The following is a 20,713-nucleotide window of genomic DNA, read 5'->3' on the forward strand; positions in this document are numbered from 1 at the left end:
CGGAGGCCATGCCCGCGGAAAGCGTCCACCTGTAGTGGAAATCCACACAATACGATTTGGATTTAAGCTTCACCATTTCTATTGTGAAGTGGGTTTCAAATAGATGGTTTTTAATCATAGTACGGGTTTTGATTATTTTGTAGGATTCCCATGCTTTATATCAGGAAAATTAAAGGAGGAAAAAAATTTACTTGATTTTCACAAAAAAGGGTGCTTCTATGATTACATCCTAAGGTTCAATAATGTAAAATATAGATATAGAGAAAGGTGGCCTACGCGTGGAAAACTACACCAGAGCGAATCAAAAGGTTAAAAATAAAGATGGAAAGCAGCGAAAGTCCTATGGCGTAGGTTGGGGGATAAGTACATCGGTCATTCTGTTTGTCATTGTTTTTTGTTTGGGCTTTGGCATGCACGGTATTGCTTCAACGATTTATGTTGTGCTTTTTTCTGTCCCGTTGGAGGTTGTTATTGGAGCGACGGCTTCAGTCACTGCGGGCTTTGACCCAATATCCGGGGCTTTGATCGCCTCCATTGCTCATCTCGCATTAGCTCCAACACTTATCACTGGTTTTGATACGATTGTAAGAAAGTGGAGCTGGCTGAGCTCGAAGCTGGCAAAAGCTGAAAAACTGAGTGAAAGGTATGGAAAGTATGGGGTATGGGTGCTCGTTATTCTTTCACCAATTGTTGGAGTTTTTGTAAGCATTGCCGTTGGTGTTGCTTTGAGATTCCGCCCTTTACTTATCATGTCCAGTGTCAGCATTGGGACACTGGTTGCAGCTTTTTTAGCGACTATGGGTGGTGCGGGGATCGTTAAGCTTTTCGAGATTTGGTGACAAAAGCATACATGTTCATGCTTAGGCTTTTGGCTTCATGACTTTGTCGACGCATAAGGGAGACCAAGCGTCTTCATCTCATGTCAAACGTATGAAATGAGGTCTGTTGTAAAATCCTAAGGGTGGAGGTGATTGCTTTGCCAAAAAATAAACAACGTGATGAAAAAAAACGCAATGACGTTATGGCGAAGTCACAGCAAGAGGAAACCGCACCAGGATATGGCAATAAGAAAATAGAGGGGCCAGATCGTCCTTCAACTTAATAGGTGTCCTTAAGGGATTGAAAAAGAGCGACTATTATGAGCCGCTCTTTTTTTGTACTGTCAGCATTTATAACGTTGCGGAAGCCCTTATAGCATATGGATTAGGCATGCTTTTCTCACGTTTTTCTCCTTATATGCTTTATTATTTAACTTTTACAGAGTTTAAGAAGTCACGGACTTGATCCGGGGTTTTAGCGTTAGCACTGTGCAAATGGGCAATTTTCTCGCCTTTGTCAAAGATAAGAAGGCTTGGGATACCCATGACTTCATATTTTTCCGCAAGCTCTGGGAATTGATCGCGATCGATTTGATACCATTTGTATTCTTGATGTTCATCAATGATGTCAGCAATAAACATATCAAGTCGCTTACAATCTGGGCACCAGTCTGCTTCAAATTTAATCAATGCTTGTTGTTCGTCATTTATTGCTTGTTCAAAGGCTTCTAGACTTTCAATGGTCTGCATGTTTTTTCTCCCTTTCTTCCCTAAGCGTTTTAAAATATGGAAACACTTGATAGGCTTTGTACCTATAGAATTTTCTTTATCATAACAAAAAATTCTAGAACAATGAAGCGGACTGCTCAGCCTTCGGAAAAAAGACAGATGATCTCGAAAGCGTTCTCTTTTTATCAGTCCACAGGCATTGTCTTCGCTCTTGATGCACTAACTTTTGTTTTCTCCTTGCTTTTTTTAAGGCTTAACATAAGAGCATAACAGCTTTCCTAAAGATCGATCGGAGAAGCAAGGGATACAAGGCTTTTTCTATGAATTGTTTGGCGGATTGCGAGAGCTGAAGAAGCATGCTTGGTTATGGGTGACGGCATTGTTTTTGCAGTAATTAATGTCTGTACCTCTGGGATTATGGGTGTTATCCTACCTTGGCTTATTAATGTGCACTATTACTTCGGTCTATCTATTTATGGAGTTGTCGTTTCGGCCTCAGGCTTTGGCTCGTTCCTAGGTGGTTTGCTCTTTGGTCTGAGAAAAAAGTGGTAACGAAGGGGACTGATTGCTTATGCTGGTGTAGCTATTGAGGCCTTTTGTTTATTATTCATCACCCAAAGTGAATTGGATACCTGGTTTAATGATGATCATTGCTATCGGTGGGATTGGCTCCTTCTTCTTTGGACTAATTTGGGAAATTAGCTTACAAGAGCGCGTTCCAAAAGCGGCATTTGGGCGGGTCACCAGCCTAGATATGCTCGGTTCCATTGCGCTGATGCCTCTTGGTTATCTAATGACCGGTTGGCTGGCGGATTGGATGGGTGGTGTTCAGAAAGCTCTTCTTTTAGCCATCGTCATGTTAATCATTATTATTGGCGCTTTATCTTTTCGTTCGATTCGTCAATTTAATTGATAGAAGGGGAGGACGTATTAAGCTCCTCTCAATGCATAGATTTTACTATCAAGAGGTCGAGAAAGATAGGGACTAACTATGTCAACAGCGGCAATTACCCTATCGATATCAATCCCTGTATCAATGTCCATTTCATTGAGCATAAACGCAACATCTTCTGTGGCGATATTACCACTTGCACCCGCTGAAAATGGGCAGGTGCCTAATCCGCCTGCAGACGTATCGAAGCGATTCATCCCGATTTCGAGGCAAGCATAAATGTTGGCTAACGCTGCGCCCCGTGTATTGTGAAAATGTCCTGTCAGTAACAAAGAAGGAGGCAGATTATTTTTGAGCTGAGTAACTAAATGCTTAACGTCCTTAGGATTGGCTAAGCCAATTGTATCTGAAAGGCTCAGTTCGTTTACACCAAGCTTTGCAAAATATTCACAAAGCTCTAAGGCTTCAGTAGGATGGATTTTTCCTTCATAAGGACAGTAAAAGGCGGTTGATATATTCAATCTGACTGCTTTATTTTTCTCTTTAAGAAGAGAAATAAGCGGGGTGAGTGCTTTGATTCTCTCTTCAGTCGTCTGTAAAAAACATTTTTGATTAAAGGTGGAGCTGACTCCGATAGAAAGAGCGATGTGCTCAGCTTGTGAATCTAGGAAGCGGGCGATGCCCTTTCCGTTTTCGGCCAACACAATATTTCGGTACGCATCACTAAAGGTCTGAAGTATGGTATCAGCCTCTCCCAATTGAGGTATCTTTTTTGAGGAGATAAAGGAGACGAGCTCCATTTCTTCTATGTGGGCGGCTTTTAAAGCTTGAATGAATTGAATCTTAATCTCTGTTGGTATGATTTCCATTTCGTTCTGTAATCCATCACAGGCGCTCACTTCGATAAGGGTAGCTTGCTTCGGGTATACCATGGGGGTCCTCCTTTTTTGTAAACGGTTACAATACTTATTTTATTGTATGACGTCTGTCTGTAAATAACAATTAAAAGGTATGGTTTAGAAGATGATCATTAAAAATATCTTTTTAAATTCAAAGTCAGTGGATTTGTAGTATGATAGTAACTATATAGAAATCAAATGAGGAGGAGTTCCAATGACTTCAACACCAGATTTAGAAGCAAGATCGCCATGGGCGGCTTTACATAATGTGAGTCAGGTGACAGTGAAACGTTCGAATCGTACATTAAAAAAGGATATAGCGATTCCTGGGAGCAAAAGCTTAACCAATAGAGCGTTGATTCTTGCGGCAGCGGCCAAGGGGAACTCAAGTGTAGAAGGCATTTTAAAAAGCGATGATTCATATTGGTGTATAGAAGCTTTAAAAAGGTTAGGGGCAGAGATTCAGGTTGATGGTGATATTGCCCAGATTAAAGGTGTAGGTGGTGAATGGCGGAGGAGTAAAGAAGCCCTCTATATCGGGGCTGGTGGAACGGTAGCTCGATTTTTGCCCGGTCTTGTCGCTGCTGCCCGTACAGGTGAAAGCTGGACAATCAAGGCCAGTAAACGCATGTCTGAACGCCCTGTCAAGCCGTTAATTGATGCTCTGAGGCAGATCGGAGCCACTATCAATTATGAAGGTAAAGAAGGGTTTTATCCGCTTGGCATTACTGGAGAAGGCTTAAAGGGTGGACATGTCGATATTTCTGGAAATACTTCCAGCCAATTTATAAGCGGCTTACTCATGGCCAGCGCTCATGCTGAAGCCCCTGTTACAGTGCGTATTACCGAACCGATCGTTCAAGCCTCTTATGTTCTGATTACCATTGAGTTGATGAAGCAGTTTGGTATAGAGGTGTCTCATGATCAAGAGTTGTCTAGGTTTGACATCTCACCGAATACTTATCAGGGCAATCACGTGCACATGGAGCCAGATGCCTCTGGAGCGTGTTACTTTTTCGCTCTCGCAGCGCTCACGCAAAGCACGATTCGCGTAAACAATATCAGTTATGAGCACTCTTATCAGCCTGATATTCGCTTTGTCGATGTATTGAAAGAAATGGGATGCCACGTTGTGATCGGACCCGATTATGTTGAGGTCACAGGACCGAAAACATTAAAGGGCAATAAAACATTTAGCATGCGAGCCATGTCCGATCAAGCGCTCACTCTAGCTGCTATCGCTCCGTTTGCCGATGGACCCATCACGATTCGTGAGGTTGAGCATATTCGTCATCATGAGTCCGATCGCATTCAAGCAGCGACAGAAATTCTGACAAGCTTACAGATTAAGGTAGAAGAATACAATGATGGTTTAAAAATTTTTCCTGGAAAGCCAGTTGGGACCTTAATCCGTTCCTATGATGATCATCGTGTCGCTATGGCCTTTTCACTTTTAGGTGCAGTGGTTGATGACATTTCTATTCATGACCCTGGCTGTGTCTCAAAAACCTTCCCTAACTTCTTTGAAAAACTTGAAGAAATAGGTTTAACCGTAACAAGGAAGTAAAGAAACTTGATAGCTGGGAGGTAAGAGGATGCAAAATCAGGAGGCATTAAGAAAACATTTATTAGAATTAGAGGAGCGTCTGCTAGATTCCGAAACAAGAAGCACTCCAGAAGGACTAAATCAATTGCTTGCTGAGGCGTTTTTTGAATTTGGGAGTTCGGGGAAAGTATTTCATAAGCGCGACTTTATGCAAGAAGAGGGGATAGCCATTTATAAAATGAAAGCCTCTGATTTTGCAATTCAGGAGCTGGCAGCAGATGTCGTCCTCGCCACCTACAAGATTATCGATGAGACAAGAAATAGACGAACCCTTCGCAGTTCGCTTTGGAAAGGTGTAGAGGGAACATGGCAAATGGTCTTTCATCAAGGAACGATTATTCCTAATGAATAGAACAACTCATAGCGCAAGGGTTAGCAGATAAGAATGTATAAAAGACAGGGATCTATAGGACGCCGAAGTGTATTTACACTAGGTGCCTAGATCCCTGTTTGTTATTTTACTATCAGAATGTATAATTTCGCTGACGCTCATAGCTGACCTTTTGTTGCGTTGAAGCTGGCTTTTGTTCTAATGTGCTTTATCTATGATAGCTGAATTAAAATCTTGCTTCCCTCTTATTCTCTATGCTCGGTATAGCGGCTCGCTTTTGCAAGCGAACGAATGGCTTCAATTTCACTTTGAGAAAGGGGCTCAGTATGTGCTGTTTGAATATTGTCTTCAAGCTGTGATAAACGGCTGGCTCCTGGGATGGCTGTGGCAACAGCAGGATGATTTAAAACATATTTTATTGCCGTTTGCTCCAGCTTGCGGGTTGGGTTGGTTTGCGCTTTTAGTGCGAAAAATAACTTCTTCAGATCAGCGGCACTGTAGTCAAGATAACCTTTCTCAGGAATTTTACTTTCTCCATTATCTGATAAGATGCCTTTTGCTATGGGACCTCGGGCAATGACGCTCACCTGATTTTCAGCTAGAAAATCAAGCATTTCCTCTTCGGGACGGCGATCAAGAATACTGTACTGCATCATGACACTGACGATGGAGGAGCGCTTGACATATTCGCGAATCACATTATGGCGAATCGAGCTAATGCCATACCAGCGGATAAGCCCCTCTTGTTTGAGTTCTTCAAAGGCTTCGATGGTTTCATCAATTGGATCATCAATGGTTCCACCATGTAATTGATAAAGATCAACATAGTCCAGATGAAGTCGTTTTAAACTCGCTTTTAATGCTTCTTTTATGTAGGCCTTTGACGGGTCCCAGTACCATCCTTGCTGCCCTTCTTCCCAATGGTTTCCCCCTTTTGTAGCGATGATAATATCTTCTCTTCGCCCTTTAATGGCTTGACCGAGAACCGTTTCGATTCGGCCTTGTTCATAGAGATCTGCTGTATCAAAAAAGTTGATTCCTGAATCCATCGCTTTTTGCAATGTATAAATTGCTTCTTTATCGTTTTTTGGTAAAGACATGGTACCAAAGCCAATGTCGCTTACGGATAAATCTGAGTGTCCTAATGTGTGATAATTCACGGTACTGACCTCCTAAACATTTGGTTAGCTTTTATTATAATCGTGAGTGAATCAGGGCAGCAAATAATAAGAAGAACTTGTCACGAAAAATCCAGCCATTTATAGTAAAGGTAACATAAATGTCAGGAGTGATGAGGGTGGATAAGGAAGCTTTATTGATTATTGACATGAGTAATGATTTTGTAGCGGATCAAGGCAGTTTATCGGCAGGGAAAGCAGCCCAGACCATTGTTCCATATATTATGGCAACGGCCAAACGCTTTTTGGAAAAAAAGCACCCGGTGATCTTTTGCATGGATGCCCATGATGAAAAGGATAGTCATTTTGAGCTATGGCCTCCTCATAATATAAAAGGGACTTGGGGGCAAGCGATTTATGGAGAACTAGGCAGCTGGTATGAAGCGCATAAAACAGATGAGAATGTCATCTACCTGCCTAAGCCTGAGTATGATGCCTTTTTTCAGACAGATTTAGAGGATATCTTAAAACAAATGGCAGTAGATTGCGTCCATTTAACAGGCGTGTGTACGGATATCTGTGACTTTTTAACCGCTTATGGTGCCTATTCCAGAGGATATAAAACCGTGGTTCATCGCCAAGGCACTGCCACTTTTACAGAGCAGCATGAATTATTTTTAAATCATATGAAGGCGATTTTTAAGACCGTCATTGTTTGATATTAAGAAATAGGATGAATGAAAGGTCCTTATTCTGAAACGTCCGCCCTCTAGCCAATGGCACTTCTTAAAGAGGGAGTAGGGAATTTTTTCCATTAGGCGGCCTAAAAAAATGTTGGATTGATTGTGCTTAAAAAATGCTTGGGACGGGAAACTAAGTGAATAAGTGACAGTCAATGGAGGGGGTCAGAAGGATGAAGCATTCGTTCCATCGCGAGCTGGCTGATAAACATTCAGTGGCTTTATTAATCATTGATGTGATCAATACCATGGCATTTAAAGAAAAGGACTTATTATTAAAAGAAGCTGAAAGGATGATTCAGCCCTTAGTAGAATTAAAAGAGCGTGTGAAGGAAAAAGGAGTGCCAGTGATTTATGTCAATGATAATTATGGCGCCTGGCAATCGGATTTAAATCATATCATAAAACAAGCTGAACAAGGGCCTGGCTCATGGCTAGTTGAGGCGCTCCATCCACAGGAAGACGATTATTTTGTCGTTAAACCTAAACATTCGGGGTTCTTTTCAACGCCTTTGGCCACCCTGCTGAATCATTTAGGCGTGACGACCTTAATTTTAACAGGTGTGGCAGGAAATATCTGTGTGTTATTTACGGCGAACGATGCCTACATGCGAGATTATGATGTCGTTGTGCCAGAGGATTGCTGTGCATCTAATACAAAGGAAGATAATGATTATGCGCTTCGATTAATGAAAAATATTCTTGGTGCAACGATTAATCCTGCCCATACCCTTGATATTGATGCGCTTATCGAAAAAGCATCTCAGCGCATGAAACGGGCCCTCTATGAAGGATAAAAAGTGTAGGCGCTAATTTTTCAAATGCTTCAAGAAGTCTCTGTGCTTTTTAAAGGGGTGACTCGCTCTTGATGTGGTACACTGAGGAAGAATAGTTAAAAGTGAGGGATCCAATGATATGAACGAGCTAGCAGAGAAGACGTTGCATTCGAAGACGATCTTTAATGGCAAGGTGATTGATCTGATTGTTGAAGAGGTGGAATTACCAAATGGTGAAACGAGTACGCGGGAAATTGTCAAGCATCCAGGGGCGGTAGCAGTCATTGCGTTGACAGGGGAGCAGAAGCTCGTCCTAGTTCGGCAATTTCGCAAACCGTTAAATGGCATTCTTTATGAAATTCCCGCAGGCAAATTAGATCCCGGTGAAAGTCCAGAAGTGTGCGCAAGACGTGAATTAGAAGAAGAGACGGGCTATCGCTGTCAAGAGATCAAGCATCTCGTTTCTTTTTATACAGCGCCTGGCTTTGCTGATGAGCTTATTCATCTTTACTTTACAAACTCATTGATCCGTGGTACCCAGCATTTAGATGAAGATGAATTTTTAGAAAATGTGGAAGTGGATTTAAAAGAAGCGTTAACCTTACTTCAAGAACAAAAGATTTATGATGCGAAAACGGTCTATGCTGTTCAATATTTGCAGCTGCAAGAATTGATGAAGTAAGGCTGAGAGAACGGTCGATACGAAATAAGGCGGTAGGACTATGAATACCTATTATGCAGATTTACATATCCATATCGGGAGAACCTGGACAGGCAGACCTGTCAAAATATCAGGTGGCAAAACATTAACCATTGACCGTATTTTGAAGAAGCTGGTCAACGCAAAGGCATAGATATTGTTGGTGTCATTGATTGTCATGTCCCTGAAGTACTTGATGAACTAGAAAGCATGGTTGCTGACGAACGTGTAGTTGAGCTTGATGATGGTGGACTACGCTTTGGTCAGGTGACATTGCTGTTGGGCTCTGAAATTGAGGTCAAGGATACGAGGTGTCAAGGTCCCATTCATATTTTGGCTTACCTTCCTACATTAAAGACCATGAGGCAATTTAGCCATTGGTTAGGTGAGCACGTAACCAATAACACGTTGAGTACCCAGCGTTTTTTTGGGTATGGTACAGAGATCCAGAACAGAGTTCATGATTTGGGTGGATTGTTTATTCCAGCCCACGTTTTTACGCCGTTTAAAAGTGTCTATGGAGTGGGGGTTAAGCAATCGATCTCAGAGATTCTTGATCCAAAGCAGATCGATGCGGTTGAATTAGGATTGAGCTCGGATACAGAGATGGCTGACCAGCTTGAGGAATTGCATCAGTTTACATTTGTCTCGAATTCCGATGCGCATTCTCTAAAAAAAATTGGTCGTGAATATCAAACCCTTGCTTTAAAGGCGCCGTCATTTAATGAATTAAAGCTGGGGCTGAAAGCTTTGAAGGGACGCAAGGTGACCGCCAATTATGGGTTAAATCCACGACTTGGGAAATACCATCGAACACGTTGTGCCACCTGCCTGTCCATCATTGAAAGCTATGAGAAAGGACAGCGTTGCATGTATTGTGGCTATAAACGAGTGGTTAAGGGAGTGAAGGATCGACTGCAGGAGTTAGCGGATAGCTCAAGTCGACAGGAGAAGCGTCCACCTTATATTCATCAAGTGCCACTTGAATTTATCCCGACAGTTGGACCACGGACGATCGACAAGCTCATTGCTCACTTTGGAAGTGAAATGGCCGTGATGCATCAAGCGACACCTGAAGCTTTAGCACATTGTGTGGGTGAAAAGATTGCGCAGCTTATTATAGCGGCTCGTTCGGGACGACTACAAGTAGAAATGGGCGGCGCTGGACAATTTGGACGTGTGCGGGTTGATAAATAAAATAGAGCTGTAAATCAAGAGAAAAGCAGAAAGTGCTCTACTAAAAGTCGTCATAGATTCTCTTCAAACTCATAGACTTGAAATATAAGGCGTTGACGAGGAGGAATCATGATGCAAAGACAGATTAATATTAAAGATAGAATCAATCAGCACATCCAAGACAATATGTCTATCTATACGTTCACAATTGTGCTGTTTTTAATGGGGATTATTTTTGGATCGATCGTTGTCAATAGTTTACCTGGAGAGGCCAAACAAAATCTTTTTAATTACCTGCAACGCTTTTTTGGAGAAATGGCAGGAAAAAACGGTATTGTGCCAACAGCGATGTTCAGCGAAAGCTATACCCATTACATTCAGTACATTGGCTTCATCTGGATTTTAGGTTTATCTATTATTGGACTACCTGTCATTTTTATTCTTTTATTTTTAAAGGGCATTGTGGTTGGTTTTACAGTGGGATTTCTTGTAAACCAAATGGGGTTTCACGGTTTTTGGCTCGCTTTAGCGAGTGTATTTCCACAGAATCTCGTCATCATTCCCTTATTTATCATTGTAAGTACAACATCCATCGCTTTCTCTCTAAAAATGATTCGTCAGCTGCTGATGAGAACAAGAAAGCAGCCTTTACTTCCACAGTTTTCTTATTATATGATGCTTTTGATGGGGGTGGCCTCCATCCTCGTGGTCGTCGCTTTATTTGAAGCTTACGTGTCTCCGGTTTTAATGCGCAGTATTCTCAGTTAGTTAATTTAATTATAACTATTATAAATAACTAATTATAATCATTTTAATTTGACACCTCTTTTGCCGTTAGATTATAATATTTTTAGAGAATGGCGAGGGAGGCCAAATGGTGGAAACACGAATTGAACGAATTAAGTCACAGCTTCATTCACAAAAATATAAACTCACACCACAAAGAGAGGCTACTGTCCGAGTCTTGTTAGAAAATGAAAAGGACCATTTAAGTGCTGAAGATGTTTACCTCCTCGTTAAAGATAAAGCACCAGAAATCGGTCTGGCAACGGTTTATCGGACGCTTGAATTGTTGACAGAGTTGAAGGTTGTTGACAAAATTAATTTTGGTGATGGTGTGTCACGGTATGATTTGCGTCAAGAAGGCGCAACGCATTTTCACCATCACTTGGTGTGTATTGAATGCGGAGCTGTGGATGAAATTCAAGAGGATTTACTCGGTGATGTTGAAAAAATTGTAGAAAAAAGATGGCAGTTTTTAATTAAGGATCATCGCTTGACGTTCCACGGGATATGTCATCGCTGTCAAGATAAAGATTAAGATTTTCTCTTGCGCGGGAGTGCTAAGAAAGAGTAATAGAAGAAGGACTTGACCTTTCCCAAGGGGAAAGGTTTTATATTGCTTGGGTGGGCTAAGTGAATAGTGGGATTTTGGATAGTGTCGTAAGTAGGTTCAGAGATAGGATGATAAAAACAAGGAAGCACTAAAATATCATGTATAAAGGCTGTCCTTTTTGGCATACCTCTTTAATATAAAGTCATTTTAAAGGGGCTGACAAATTGAAGGCTGCATGGCGAGCAATTTTTGATACAATAAAGGTGTTCCTGGTTTTTGTCGTATGCACCGTGTTATTTTACTTTGGATTAAAGTGGCTAGATGAAAACTATGAAGGCTATCATAAATACGACCAACCGAATGGTGGTGCAGTGAGGGTTTTCAAAACAAATGATGCGCAGCATGTCCCTCCGTCTGATTCCATGTCCGCACGCTTTTTTCAATTTATAAGAGATGGGGAATGATATGGAAGATCCTATTCGTGACTTTTTGCATTATTTAATAGTTGAACGTGGACTTGCAGATAATACGATTCAATCCTATCAAAGAGACTTAAAGGATTACCAAGAGTACATAGAAAAAGTAGAGCGCATTGCGTCATGGGAAAAAGTCACACGCGAGATGATTACGCGTTATTTGTATACACTAAAGGATAAGGGACGAAAGCCGGCGACGTTGGCCCGGCACATGGCAAGTGTAAGAGCTTTTCATCGCTTTCTTATCAGGGAGGGCATTGTCTCTCATGATCCTAGTGATCAGATTGGGACGCCCAAAGCCGAAAGGCGTCTGCCTAAGATTTTGTCCACTCAGGAAGTGGAACGATTGCTTGAAGGCCCAGATCAAGAGACCCCTACTGGGTTGCGTGATAAGGCAATACTGGAGGTGCTCTATGCGACAGGCATACGTGTGTCTGAGCTTGTTCATTTAAATAATGAGGACATGCATTTAACCATGGGTTTTTTACGTTGTTTAGGTAAGGGAAATAAAGAGCGCATTGTGCCTTTGGGCGGACATGCGGTACGGGCAGTTGAAGTATATCTAGCGGAGGCCAAACCGCGTCTGGTGAAAAAGAAAGATAATGAGGCCCTTTTTGTCAACCATCGTGGACAGCGCTTGACACGTCAGGGCTTTTGGAAAATATTAAAACGATTAGCTCTTGAAACGGGGATTCATAAGCCCATTACACCACATACGCTGAGGCATTCTTTTGCTACGCATCTTTTAGAAAATGGTGCGGATTTAAGAGCTGTTCAAGAAATGCTGGGACATGCTGATATTTCTACAACTGAAATTTATACCCATGTGACCAAGCACCGTTTAAAGGATGTATATGCCACATACCATCCACGTGCATGAGGGGCATGCAAAGAGGATGACCTTGAAGTTCTTCTAAGAAAGGATGTCGCGAGAAATGACAAAAGCATTTGACCGTGTATTTTTAATTGTTTTAGATTCAGTAGGCATTGGTGAGGCTCCTGATGCGGAGCAATTTGGAGATGTAGGTGCAGATACGTTAGGGCATATTGCTGAAAAGATGGACGGACTGCGTTTACCTCATCTTAGTGCATTAGGATTGGGGAATATCCGGTCGACTATTAAAGGGATTACACCTGCTGCGCAGCCAAAAGCTTATTATGGGTTAATGCAGGAAGCATCAAATGGGAAGGATACGATGACAGGTCATTGGGAGATCATGGGCCTTTATATTGATCAACCCTTCATTACATTCCCAGATGGGTTTCCGAGAGAATTGATTCACGAATTAGAACAGCGTTCAGGACGGAAAATCATTGGTAATAAACCGGCATCTGGAACGGAAATCATAAAGGAGCTTGGAGAAGAGCATGTCAAAACAGGGGCATTGATTGTCTATACATCAGCCGATTCTGTGCTGCAAATCGCAGCGCATGAGGATGTCGTCCCACTGGATGAACTCTATAAGATTTGTGAAATGGCCCGTGAGCTGACAAAAGATCCAAAGTATATGGTTGGTCGGGTGATTGCACGTCCTTTTGTTGGTGAGATCGGTCAGTTTGAGCGTACCTCCAATCGTCATGATTATGCCTTGAAGCCGTTTGGAAAAACGGTGATGAACACATTAGAAGAACATGGCTTGGATGTCATCGCTTTAGGCAAAATCAATGATATTTATGATGGTGAAGGTGTGACTGCGGCGATTCGCACCAAGGATAACATGGACGGTGTGGATCAATTGTTGAAAGTGGAGGACCAGGATTTCCATGGACTCGCCTTCCTTAACCTTGTGGATTTTGATTCGAAGTACGGGCATCGTAGAGATCCAATCGGTTATGGCGAAGCCTTAGAAGCCTTTGATCAGCGGTTGCCACAAATTTTGGACAAGCTGCGTGCAAATGATTTATTACTGATCACTGCGGACCATGGGAACGATCCAACGTACAAAGGAACAGATCATACCCGTGAATTTGTCCCGCTATTAGCTTATCACAAGGGGATTGAACAAGGCGCTGAGATCCCAACTCGACAAACCTTTTCTGATTTAGGTGCGACAATCAGCGACAATTTTCAGGTTGAATTGCCTGAACATGGCACGAGCTTTTTAAATACAATTAAGAAGGAGTGAGGCTTCCATGGCATTGACAGAAAACATTCATGAAGCGGCCAATGTTTTAAAAGCCAAGCTTAGTCCAATCCCAGAGACTGCTCTGATTCTTGGATCGGGGCTAGGTCCTCTAGCCGATGAACTTGAGGACGCCGTGACAATTACATATACGGATCTTCCTTATTTTCCTGAACCCACGGTTGAAGGACATGCTGGCCAGTTTGTTTGCGGAACGCTTCATGGGGTTCATGTATTGGCAATGCAAGGGCGCTATCATTTTTATGAAGGCTATGCTCTAGAGCAGGTCACCTTCCCTGTACGTGTGATGCAGGCACTTGGCGTAAAAACACTGATTGTTACCAACGCGGCTGGTGGAGTGAATGAAAGCTTTCATGCAGGTGATCTCATGCTGATCAGCGACCATATTAATTTCATGGGACGCAATCCGCTCATTGGACCAAATGATAATACGCTGGGTGCTCGTTTTCCAGATATGTCTGAGGTGTATGACCGCAAGTTGAGAGAGCTGGCAAAATCGACTGCCAGCGCGACCGGTATTCCTCTTAATGAAGGGGTGTACTGTGCTGTGACAGGCCCTTCTTATGAAACCCCTGCTGAGGTGCGGATGATACGGACCTTAGGTGGCGATGCCGTCGGGATGTCGACCGTACCCGAAGCGATTATCGCAAGGCATGGTGGTATGAAGGTTCTTGGTATTTCTTGCATTACCAATCTAGCAAGTGGGATCCTAGATCAGCCCCTTTCTCATCAAGAAGTCATTGAGACAAGTGAAAGAGTAAAAGAGACATTTACACAGCTCATTAAAGCAATTGTTGCTAAAATTGGAGCTTAAAAAATAATATCTAATTGAATGGAAAAGGGGCTGGGACAAAACCCAGTAAATTAGTGGTACCTACCAAAAATTGGTGGGTGCCACTCTTTTGAATTAAAAAGTATAAAATTCTGTTTGTCATCGGAATTGGCAAGGTTGATTTCCGCTACAGAATGCTCGCTTTCCTCATGCCCACACGATGTAGGTAGGGTCGGCGTTGTCACAGGACGTGACGTTTTTAGCCGATCGTCCTGAGTGGCTTCAGCTCACTTGAGAATGGACGATCTGTTTTCCCAAGTATTTGTTTGTGATTAAAAGTCCCCTGTTCCTGCGTCTACGCGTATGTGGCTTCGAAGTCAGCTTTCTCGGAACAACTCGACGTTTATTCGTGAAGTCACGCTGGCCCCGTTCCTGAAGGCGTCAGAGCGTCTTTCGCTCCAATCCACTTGAAAACCGACGATGCTTTTGGTATTAAAAACCTTTTTTGGTAAGAAACCCTGTTATCGCACCATCAATCGTTTTCGTGTTCTTCCAGAGGTCAAAGGGTTATTATATCAGTGCTTTGTACAATTCCGTTGCCAACTGATACAAGAAAAGCGCATCGATGAAGAAGCCCCCTTATCACGTATAATTAAAAGTAACGTAGAACCAGTTTCTGGATTTCTGAAGGCGAATTTGCGTTTCACTCGTATGTCAGTGAGAAGCAAAGAGAAAGTAAAAAATAAGTTAGGTTTTGTACTCATGGCAGTGAACTTAAGAAAGTTCACTGCCATGAATACCTAATCTCATATTAGGTATAGATAAATATCTATGAAAAAAAGGTTCTGATCATCAACAAAATGATAATCGGAACCTTCTTGTCGTTATTTTTAGCTAGTTATGTCCTAGCCTCTTTTATAGTATAAGAAAGTTAACATTTGGGTGTTAATGGAGTGGATAGTACCTGTTTCTGCTCTTAGTTTACTTGACCAGCGGTAGTGCAGGGCAGGTCGGGGCTTGCAAATGACAGTGTGAACGTCACAGTAGACTGGGGCAAGTGAACAAAGACCTCCTCAGCCAAAAAAGCAAGTATTTTAACACAGCACTGGCCAAATGAACAAAGAGAGAACAAAATAAAGGTGTAAGCTTTCGAATCGGTACTTGAGCGAACAAAAGAAGAGACTCCTTTTAACAAAGGATTCCCAGCCTAACACTAAAATATAAATGTGAACGAAGCTATACCTAGGCATCCAGAGGATCGCTTGCTTCAACCATGAATTGATAGAAACAGACATCCTGCCATTCTCCAAATTTTAAGCCAGCTTCTTTAATACAGCCGACATATTTAAAACCAAAGCGCTCGTGTAATTTCACGCTGCTTGCGTTGCCTCCAGTAATAATGGCAATGATGGTGTGAAAATGGAGTTGTTTAGCCTTCTCCAGAATTTCCTTAATAAGCTGTTTGCCGATGCCTCTCCCACGGAATTTAGAGGAAAGATAGATCGATAGTTCGGCTGTATATGCATAAGCCGCTTTGGGGCGATAGGGACTCAGAGAGCAATAGCCAGCAATTTGGTTATCGATTTCAGCAATAATTAAAGGATAGTTTTCGCCATGCTGGTCAAACCAAGCTTGTCTTTCTTCAAGGGATTGTTCCTTTAAGTCAAATGTTGCGGTTAAGGTGCGAATGGCTTCATTGTAGATGGTTAATAGCTCCGGTAGATCTTCTTTAACAGCCTTTCTTATTTCCATGTGTTTTCTTCCTCTCAGGGCACGTCTGATGCATTCTTTAATTATTTTTATAGTACCTGTTTCTACATATTTTTTCACTAATTTTTTTTATGGGCAACCCGTGTTAAATCGGGTAGCCTTACGTATTCTTAAAAGAAAGATTCATTAAAATGTAGTATATTTAAATTATTAATCATTGGGGGTGGCAATAGTGGGAAAAGCAGAGACAATGAAAGCTATTTTAGTGACCGAATATGGGGGTCCAGAGCATATGCAATGGGGGGATGTCCCAAGACCAGAGGTGGGGCCAAATCAGGTGCTTATCAAAGTCGAAGCCACCAGTGTCAATTTTGCTGATATTAAAGCTCGGTACGGTAAGAAAGGAGCTCTTCCTTTTATCCCCGGTTTAGATGCAACAGGTAGAATACAAGAGGTGGGTGAAGCGGTAGAGCAATTTCATCCTGGTCAACGTGTGATTTGCTTTCCAAAGATGGGATCATATGCAGAATATGTTGTTGCTGATGAGAATCTGACTTTTGCGCTGCCAGAATCTATCGACCTCATGACCGCAGCGGCTTTCCCCGTCGTTTCGTTCACAAGTTACTTTTTATTAGCAAAGGTGGCAAGGCTTGCACCAGGAGAAACTGTACTTATTCATGCCGCTGCAGGCGGAATCGGCACGACAGCTCTGCAAATGGCTAAACAGTTAGGTGCGGGCAAAGTGATCGGAACGGTCGGTCATCCTGATAAGCAGGAGCGGGCTTATGATTCGGGTGCTGATTACGTTTTGGATTATAAAACCTTTGCAAATGAAGTTAACGCCATTACTGACGGGCAAGGTGCAGATGTCATTCTCGATTCAATTGCTGGTGAGGTAACTGAACAGAGCTTAGCTTGTCTCGCTTTTTACGGCCGGCTTGTTCATTTTGGTAATTCAAGTTCTGCAATCGGCCATATAAAGACTAATCAATTGCACTCGAGCTGTCGTTCTGTACTGGGCTTTAGCTTTGGGACTACAAGGCAAAAACGCCCCGAGTGGGTTCAAGAGGTGGCACCGAATGTCCTTGAACTAATTGTGAATGGGAAGATTGATATAAAGATTGGGAAGCACTTTCCTCTTCAAGAAGCAGCAGAAGCTCATAAATGGGTGGAAAGTCGGCAAAGTACAGGAAAAGTCATTCTGACCTTAGAATGATGCGGGGGAAATCAAGGAAATAAAAAAATTGCTCGGTGATTATTTCCCTGGCAAGCGCAAAATTCGTCATGAGTTGACATAATTATCGGAATAATTGATAGGTTATGGCATTGCAGTAAGTGTTGAAGTATTAAGATAAGAAAATGAGTCAAGCTTAAGGCATATAGTGCTTGTAGAAGTACTTCTTACTTAAGATATAGAAAGCGTGTGGGCCATGAAGATATCAGAATTAGATCCCGATCATTTGACTGATGACCAGATTACCGCCTTGCTTTATAAAGGTATAGCAGATGATAAGCAAAATGGCGATTGTGTCTTTCTTTTCGGTAGTAGTAAAGCGGTAGACTATCGCTTGCCAATGGCGATTAAACTTTATGAAGCTAAAAGAACTGGAAAACTATTATTTTCTGGCGGCGTCACTTGGGAAGGGCATCAAGAGCCGGAAGCCATTCAATTAAAGCAACGCGCTATAGAACTGGGCATCCCGGAAAGGGACATTTTAGTCGAGACCCAGTCGAAGCATACAAAGGAAAATGTACTTGCTTCTCTGTTGGTGTTGGACAGAGCCTTTTCTCTACATCAAATTAAAAGAGTGTTGATGGTTACGGCTGGATACCATATGAGGCGTGCTTTCCTTACAGCGAAAACCTATATGCCTGAATGGATCGATTACTCGCTTTGTCCTGTTAATGATCGCTATACACGAAAGAACAATTGGTTTTTAAATAAATATGGACGAAAACGGGTGGAAACAGAAGCCAAGAAGCTCATTCGTTACGTTCAGCAAGGCGTTATTTGTGATGCTGATCTTCCTATAAAACCATTTTAGATTAACGAAAAGCCGAACGATTCAATCCGTATGTATTAACTCTATGTGGATTGAGGTTCGGTATTTTTTATACTATCTGAATGTATAACTTCGCTGATGCTCATAAAGGAAGAGAGTATAAGGCGGGCTTTGACTTTCGCCACCTGAGGCTTGCGGGCAACCTAAGTGTGTGATGTGCAAAAATCACATCAGGAGTACCAGTGAAGGGGTGCAAGCCAAATTTTCTAAAATGAAAAGAAAGTATAAAATTTCTGGTCATGAGAGACGGTGCGGATTTCCGTTTCATGCAGCTCGCTTTCCGCGGGGGAGTAGGTAAGTCTCCTCGCGCCTTCGCACTGCTAAGGTCTTACCGATCTCCCACTTCCCGCAGAACTCTAGTCTCCGCATCATGCGTCAGCGGCGCCCGAGGAACACACGATTTTAGAGTGCTCCGAATCTCGCGCCTTGCGCTCCAACCCGCTTAATCAGGCAATGAAGCCTCTTTCATATTGGTTGATGCTCTTATATCTAGGCAGCGATCGGGCATGCTTTAAGAGAGTATAACATTTTGGGAGTGATGAGAGCTGTAGTTATAAGCTAAAATGAGTCAACGGGATTTGAACATCCTACAATTGACCTCCTATGAGGATGAGCGATTCGAAATGGCGCCTATTCTTTGTTATGATGAATGTGTTAATCAAAGGTTGGAAAAAAATATATACACACCTGATTTATTCATACTCCAAAAAAATAGGATTTGTAGCCAAGGCCAAGCTTTTTTTGAAAATAATATTGAGAGAGTCACTGCGACGAAGCATTTATAATAATCGCACAGTAAAAAACTACTTGTTTTTGGGCAGACTTCTCCCTTGATGCCAAAATAAATGTTGAAGTTAGGTATGGTATTGGCGGGTGATTTGCGCTTCTGGCGCTCGTTTTCCGTGGGCACGGCCTTAGCCTCCTCCCTCGCAAAAGACGCTCAGTGCGTGGGCTTCGGACGCGTGCTGTTCCCGCAGGAGTCTCCCGCCATACGCTCCAATCACTCTAGTTTTAGCCTTTGAATGTGCTGTAGTATTTCCCAAAAAAATGTGTGATAAACAAAGCTGGAAGATAACTTGAAGTACAATGATCGACCTGACTTTACTCATTTGCTGGCCACTTTAATGTGCTTTGTCCGTATTGTTTGGATTGGCATATTCTTTTGCCCCTCTGGAAAGCAAAGTGTACGAAGCCAGTTCGTTAGGTTGTACGCCAGCAGGCTTAAGCATCATTCTTACCTCATTAACTTGGAAGGAATGGCTGCATATTCTATCGAAGTTAAAACTATTCTTTGCTTCCTTGATGTAATTTTCCATCTTTCCTCTTTTCTGATTCTGTCAGATTTTCTATGAATAATCTAGGACACATATAATTCACCCTTTAAAAATACGATCATCGGAGGAATAAACGTTGAAAAAAATAGGCTTCATTGGGTATGGGAGTATGTCATCCATGCTTGTTTCTAAAATGTTACAGCATCAAACACTTAAGGAGGAACAGATTTATATCTATTCTCGCTCTCAGCATGAGGGGGTCAGTCGCTTTAAAAACTGTCATCCGGCGGTGACCTTAACCTCTACTGCAGATGAATTGGCGGCCAACTGTGATGTGGTATTTATTTGTGTGAAGCCTTTTGATGTAAAAGAGGTTGTCAAAGGGATCGCACCTCGGCTTACATCGGTAAAACACGTCATTTCCATTGCTGCAGGAGTAACCACTGAGCAACTTGCTCGGTTAATCTCAGCTCCTGTTAGCAAGCTGATGCCATCGGTTACCTCTGAGGTTGATGCGGGGGTTTCCTTAGTTGTTCACCATGAACAGGTGACTGAACAGCAGAAAGAGGCCCTCACCCAGATGTTAGAGGCATTTTCGTTAGTGAAGGTGATTCATGAACAAGATTTAGATGCCGCAACCAATTTAACGGGTTCCTCACCCGCTTATTTTTCGGCCATTTGTGAGACCTTTGTCGAGGCGACCCTGAGTAAGAGCCAGCTAAGGGCAACGGATGCTTATGAGATGGTGTTAGAAGCCTTGCTTGGGACTGCACAATTATTAAAACAAAAGCAAATGACCTTTGCTGAAACGATCGATAGAGTAGCGACAAAAGGTGGCATTACTGAAGAAGGCGTAAACATTCTACAAGCGCATCTTCCGCCAGCCTTTGATGAACTCGTCACAAGGACATTAGATAAATACACGGCCTTCCAGAAGCAAGTCGACATGCAATAAAGGTAATAGCTACATCCATTCCCTTAAGTGAAGCTTTGACTTAAGGGAATGCTCGTTTTAAAGAATACCTATGAAAGAACAGCATAAGGTTTTATGAAGCAATTAAATTCCCAAAATTCTGATGTTGTGATAAAATATTTTGCTAAATAGGTTTAATCGTGTAGTATGCTAATAAAAATTTTAAGCGTTTTCAAAGGG

22 protein-coding genes and 2 pseudogenes are annotated in these 20,713 nt (G+C 42.3%); 19 read left to right on the forward strand and 5 right to left on the reverse strand.

Annotated elements, in window-relative coordinates; genetic code table 11:
* Positions 1-278: 278 nt before the first annotated feature.
* Together IEW82_RS07750 and IEW82_RS20195 are read left to right on the forward strand one after the other, a co-directional pair.
* The gene (locus IEW82_RS07750) at positions 279-839 is read left to right on the forward strand and encodes a hypothetical protein (protein WP_188691830.1); all 561 of its coding nucleotides are present in this window, start codon (positions 279-281) and stop codon (positions 837-839) included.
* 137 nt (positions 840-976) lie between these two features.
* On the forward strand, positions 977-1,102 hold the full coding sequence (locus IEW82_RS20195) for a hypothetical protein (RefSeq protein ID WP_268237345.1): 126 nt from the start codon (positions 977-979) through the stop codon (positions 1,100-1,102).
* A 142-nt stretch (positions 1,103-1,244) separates the two neighbouring features.
* Here the strand turns inward: IEW82_RS20195 and IEW82_RS07755 are convergent, their stop codons facing one another.
* Positions 1,245-1,568 carry a thioredoxin family protein gene (locus IEW82_RS07755; RefSeq protein ID WP_188691833.1) on the reverse strand — a complete coding sequence of 108 codons (324 nt, stop codon included), beginning with the start codon at positions 1,566-1,568 and terminating at the stop codon, positions 1,245-1,247.
* Positions 1,569-1,913: 345 nt separating this feature from the next.
* Here IEW82_RS07755 and IEW82_RS07760 point away from each other — a divergent pair, with 345 nt between their 5' ends.
* Both IEW82_RS07760 and IEW82_RS07765 read left to right on the forward strand, forming a co-directional pair.
* Positions 1,914-2,099: a hypothetical protein gene (locus IEW82_RS07760; RefSeq protein WP_188691865.1), complete on the forward strand. Its 186-nt coding sequence runs from the start codon at positions 1,914-1,916 to the stop codon at positions 2,097-2,099.
* 88 nt (positions 2,100-2,187) lie between these two features.
* On the forward strand, positions 2,188-2,460 hold the full coding sequence (locus IEW82_RS07765) for an MFS transporter (RefSeq protein WP_188691867.1): 273 nt from the start codon (positions 2,188-2,190) through the stop codon (positions 2,458-2,460).
* 17 nt (positions 2,461-2,477) lie between these two features.
* Here IEW82_RS07765 and IEW82_RS07770 read toward each other — a convergent pair whose 3' ends face one another.
* Complete coding sequence (locus IEW82_RS07770; protein ID WP_188691871.1) at positions 2,478-3,371, reverse strand: hydroxymethylglutaryl-CoA lyase; 894 nt, start codon at positions 3,369-3,371, stop codon at positions 2,478-2,480.
* Positions 3,372-3,552: 181 nt separating this feature from the next.
* On the opposite strand from IEW82_RS07770, the gene aroA reads away from it, so the two are divergent.
* Positions 3,553-4,905 carry a 3-phosphoshikimate 1-carboxyvinyltransferase gene (aroA, locus tag IEW82_RS07775; protein ID WP_188691874.1) on the forward strand — a complete coding sequence of 451 codons (1,353 nt, stop codon included), beginning with the start codon at positions 3,553-3,555 and terminating at the stop codon, positions 4,903-4,905.
* Positions 4,906-4,933: 28 nt separating this feature from the next.
* Positions 4,934-5,296: a nuclear transport factor 2 family protein gene (locus IEW82_RS07780; protein ID WP_188691877.1), complete on the forward strand. Its 363-nt coding sequence runs from the start codon at positions 4,934-4,936 to the stop codon at positions 5,294-5,296.
* Between the two features lie 224 nt (positions 5,297-5,520).
* Here the strand turns inward: IEW82_RS07780 and IEW82_RS07785 are convergent, their stop codons facing one another.
* A complete protein-coding gene (locus IEW82_RS07785; RefSeq protein ID WP_188691880.1) occupies positions 5,521-6,435 on the reverse strand; it encodes an aldo/keto reductase in 915 nt (304 codons plus the stop codon).
* A gap of 131 nt (positions 6,436-6,566) precedes the next feature.
* On the opposite strand from IEW82_RS07785, the gene IEW82_RS07790 reads away from it, so the two are divergent.
* The 10 genes and pseudogenes from IEW82_RS07790 (at position 6,567) to IEW82_RS07835 (ending at position 14,555) form a co-directional block, all read left to right on the forward strand.
* Positions 6,567-7,112, forward strand: a complete 546-nt coding sequence (locus IEW82_RS07790) for a cysteine hydrolase family protein (RefSeq protein WP_188692321.1) — start codon at positions 6,567-6,569, stop codon at positions 7,110-7,112.
* Positions 7,113-7,306: 194 nt separating this feature from the next.
* Positions 7,307-7,930: a cysteine hydrolase family protein gene (locus IEW82_RS07795; protein WP_188691883.1), complete on the forward strand. Its 624-nt coding sequence runs from the start codon at positions 7,307-7,309 to the stop codon at positions 7,928-7,930.
* A gap of 118 nt (positions 7,931-8,048) precedes the next feature.
* Entirely contained in the window at positions 8,049-8,591 is a 543-nt protein-coding gene (locus tag IEW82_RS07800; RefSeq protein WP_188691884.1) for an NUDIX domain-containing protein, read from the forward strand.
* Between the two features lie 40 nt (positions 8,592-8,631).
* Positions 8,632-9,806 (forward strand): annotated as a pseudogene (locus tag IEW82_RS07805) (endonuclease Q family protein).
* A 108-nt stretch (positions 9,807-9,914) separates the two neighbouring features.
* A complete protein-coding gene (gene spoIIM / locus IEW82_RS07810) occupies positions 9,915-10,553 on the forward strand; it encodes a stage II sporulation protein M (protein WP_308422138.1) in 639 nt (212 codons plus the stop codon).
* A gap of 109 nt (positions 10,554-10,662) precedes the next feature.
* A complete protein-coding gene (gene fur / locus IEW82_RS07815; protein WP_188692329.1) occupies positions 10,663-11,106 on the forward strand; it encodes a ferric iron uptake transcriptional regulator in 444 nt (147 codons plus the stop codon).
* Between the two features lie 239 nt (positions 11,107-11,345).
* On the forward strand, positions 11,346-11,585 hold the full coding sequence (locus IEW82_RS07820) for a DUF4227 family protein (RefSeq protein WP_229672437.1): 240 nt from the start codon (positions 11,346-11,348) through the stop codon (positions 11,583-11,585).
* A gap of 1 nt (position 11,586) precedes the next feature.
* Complete coding sequence (gene xerD / locus IEW82_RS07825; protein WP_188691888.1) at positions 11,587-12,477, forward strand: site-specific tyrosine recombinase XerD; 891 nt, start codon at positions 11,587-11,589, stop codon at positions 12,475-12,477.
* Between the two features lie 55 nt (positions 12,478-12,532).
* Positions 12,533-13,723, forward strand: a complete 1,191-nt coding sequence (gene deoB / locus IEW82_RS07830) for a phosphopentomutase (protein WP_188691892.1) — start codon at positions 12,533-12,535, stop codon at positions 13,721-13,723.
* Positions 13,724-13,730: 7 nt separating this feature from the next.
* The gene (locus tag IEW82_RS07835; RefSeq protein WP_188691895.1) at positions 13,731-14,555 is read left to right on the forward strand and encodes a purine-nucleoside phosphorylase; all 825 of its coding nucleotides are present in this window, start codon (positions 13,731-13,733) and stop codon (positions 14,553-14,555) included.
* A gap of 1,200 nt (positions 14,556-15,755) precedes the next feature.
* Here IEW82_RS07835 and IEW82_RS07845 read toward each other — a convergent pair.
* Entirely contained in the window at positions 15,756-16,265 is a 510-nt protein-coding gene (locus tag IEW82_RS07845) for a GNAT family N-acetyltransferase (protein WP_188691898.1), read from the reverse strand.
* Between the two features lie 208 nt (positions 16,266-16,473).
* Between IEW82_RS07845 and IEW82_RS07850 the strand changes: the two genes are divergently transcribed.
* A complete protein-coding gene (locus IEW82_RS07850; protein WP_188692336.1) occupies positions 16,474-17,439 on the forward strand; it encodes a quinone oxidoreductase family protein in 966 nt (321 codons plus the stop codon).
* A gap of 214 nt (positions 17,440-17,653) precedes the next feature.
* On the forward strand, positions 17,654-18,268 hold the full coding sequence (locus IEW82_RS07855; protein WP_188691900.1) for a YdcF family protein: 615 nt from the start codon (positions 17,654-17,656) through the stop codon (positions 18,266-18,268).
* Positions 18,269-19,286: 1,018 nt separating this feature from the next.
* Here the strand turns inward: IEW82_RS07855 and IEW82_RS07860 are convergent.
* Positions 19,287-19,617, reverse strand: a pseudogene (locus tag IEW82_RS07860) (transposase); the annotation flags it as partial.
* Positions 19,618-19,696: 79 nt separating this feature from the next.
* Between IEW82_RS07860 and proG the strand changes: the two are divergent.
* Positions 19,697-20,515, forward strand: a complete 819-nt coding sequence (gene proG / locus IEW82_RS07865; RefSeq protein WP_188691905.1) for a pyrroline-5-carboxylate reductase ProG — start codon at positions 19,697-19,699, stop codon at positions 20,513-20,515.
* Positions 20,516-20,713 lie beyond the last annotated feature (198 nt).

Origin of the sequence: Pullulanibacillus camelliae (assembly GCF_014642655.1) — a bacterium.
Lineage (GTDB): Bacteria > Bacillota > Bacilli > Bacillales > Sporolactobacillaceae > Pullulanibacillus > Pullulanibacillus camelliae.